This is a genomic window from Cupriavidus sp. HPC(L) (assembly GCF_000307735.3).
Taxonomy (GTDB): Bacteria; Pseudomonadota; Gammaproteobacteria; order Burkholderiales; family Burkholderiaceae; genus Cupriavidus.
Window position 1 is genome coordinate 1 of sequence record NZ_AMPR02000327.1, and the last position, 2206, is coordinate 2206.

The 2206-nt window shown below is 68.4% G+C and carries 2 protein-coding genes; one reads left to right on the forward strand and one right to left on the reverse strand.

What is annotated here, in order from left to right; translation table 11 throughout:
• Positions 1-173: 173 nt before the first annotated feature.
• Complete coding sequence (locus B551_RS16720; RefSeq protein WP_023264603.1) at positions 174-1271, reverse strand: M14 family metallopeptidase; 1098 nt, start codon at positions 1269-1271, stop codon at positions 174-176.
• Between the two features lie 300 nt (positions 1272-1571).
• Between B551_RS16720 and B551_RS16725 the strand changes: the two genes are divergently transcribed.
• On the forward strand, positions 1572-2087 hold the full coding sequence (locus B551_RS16725; RefSeq protein ID WP_006578566.1) for a DUF2165 family protein: 516 nt from the start codon (positions 1572-1574) through the stop codon (positions 2085-2087).
• Positions 2088-2206 lie beyond the last annotated feature (119 nt).

Sequence of the window (2206 nt, forward strand, 5' to 3'; positions counted from 1 at the left end):
AGAAAACCCTTCGCAGTGAGCGGGCCTATGGCCGTGTTCTCCCTCTCCCCGCCGCTCTTCCGCCAGCGGGAGAGGGGGAGAAAACCAATGGCGTCGCCACCGCGTCCTGCGTTCCCGATGTTGTTCTCCCTCTCCCCCTCAGGGGGAGAGGGTTGGGGAGCGGGGGTGGTTCCTCAGCCCTCCCCCAACGCCCCCAACCCCGCTACCGCCGCCCGCACCGCGGTCGTGCATTGCTCGACCACCCCTTCGCGCCAATCGTCGGCGTCGCCATAGAAGGCGCGCCACATGCCCTGGCGGATCAGCGCGCGCTGCGTGTTGTCGGCGTCCGGATGCAGATGCAGCCAATGGTCGCCGCGCAGCGCCTGCAATACGTCCGGCAGCGGCAAGGTGCCGAACTCCAGCGCGATGCCGGCAAAGTCGATATTGGGCAGCGTATCGGGAACGGCGTGCCAGGCCAGCCCGGTCAGGTTGGCCGAGGTCGACGAGCCGTCGTACATCGAGGTCACGTGCTGGCCCCAGATCGCGCGGGTCCGCTCCAGCCGTGACACATCGTCCGGCCCCATGTAGATCGGCTCGCCATAGCCCCAGGGCCCCAGCCCGGTATGGATATCGATCCAGCGCAGGCTGGTGCGTCCCGCGCCGTAGCGCGCCAGGATGCGGCGCAGCGTGTAATTGCTCCAGGTCGCCACGCGGCCGCCATAGAACATGCCGTGCGGATCGTCGTACTGGCCCGCGCTGACGGCGGCCTGATACCAGCCGATGCCGCGCTCGGCGATCGCGCGGGCCAGCGCGGCCTCGTCCTGCTCCGACGGCGGCCAGTGCGCCGGCAGCAGCAGCGGCGCGACCTCGGCATAGGCGGCGTTCTGCGGCAGCGGCCGCGTGAAATCCATGAAGTTGCGGTTCAGGTCGACGTTATCCTCGTTGACCCGGCGCATGTGCGAGAAGCCGTAGGGGTTGACCGCATGGACCAGCAGCAGCGCCGCGCCGGCCTTCGCGCATTGCTGCAGCAGCGCCGCATCGTGCAGCAGCGCGATCTGCGCGCCGGAGCCGCAGAAGCCCTCGGCGCCGTGCATCGCCGAGGTGACGAGGATCAGATGGCGCGCATCGCGCGGGCCGATCCAGGCCACGTCCATCGCCAGCTCCTCGTCCTCGGCGCCGCGCCGCGTCGGATGCGCGAACGGCGTAGGCACGTCGCCAACGTTCTCGGCGGCAAGCCGGAACTTCGCGCGGGCTTCCTCGTAGCGGCTTGAAAAGCAATCGTGCAGCTGCATCGGCGGCTCTCCGGGGCGACCAGGATCGATCACCGCATTAAACGCCATTCCGCCGCGGCGCGCCAGCCGGTACAATCCCGTCCGCACAAGGTTGGATCGATCCAGCGCGGCCGGCGCGGCTTCCCAGGCCCGCCACGCGTCTCAGGTAACACCAGTCCCGATCTCCAGCCGGATTTCCCTCGCGCCCGTTCCGGGTCCCGCCTCTTCCCTTCATTCCGACCGCCACGTCGTTCGACCGGCCCGGGTTGGCACGCCCATCCCACCGGCGCACCGGCGGTCCTTGCTCCTGAGACTTTCGACATGATCGTGCGTTATTCCAAGATCGCCGCGGTATTGGCCATGGCCCTGTTCGCCTCGCTGGTGTCGTTCGGCAATATCACCGACTACGGCACCAACTTCGCCTTCGTCCAGCATGTGTTCCTGATGGACACGACTTTCCCGGGCAACGGCATCATGTACCGCGCGATCCGTTCGCCGGTGCTGCATCACGCCGGCTACATCGGCATCATCGCGCTCGAGACCGCCACGGCGCTGCTGTGCTGGGCCGGCGGCCTTGCCCTATGGCGCGCGCGCCGGCAATCGCCGCGGGAATTCCATCGGGCCAAGACCTGGGCGGTGGCCGGCCTGACGCTGGGCTTCCTGACCTGGCAGGTCGCCTTCATGTCGATCGGCGGCGAATGGTTCGGCATGTGGATGTCGAAGGAATGGAACGGCGTGCCCGACGCTTTCCGCTTCTTCATCACGCTGCTGACCGTGCTGATCTACGTCAGCCTGCCGTACGACGACCTCCATCTCGATCCAGCCGATCGCCGGTAGGCCGGTCGGAGGCGGCTTGGTTCAGCCGTCCCAGTCGGCGTCCCAGTCGGCGTCCCAGTCGGCGTCCCTGGCGCCGGACGCGCGCCGCGGCGGCGTGTCCGGTTGCCACGCGCGCGGAT

What these genes read in the sequence shown, in the direction of transcription:
- B551_RS16720 (WP_023264603.1), bottom strand. Translation starts at nt 1,271, where the DNA reads ATGCAGCTGCACGATTGCTTTTCAAGCCGCTACGAGGAAGCCCGCGCG.
- B551_RS16725 (WP_006578566.1), top strand. Translation starts at nt 1,572, where the DNA reads ATGATCGTGCGTTATTCCAAGATCGCCGCGGTATTGGCCATGGCCCTG.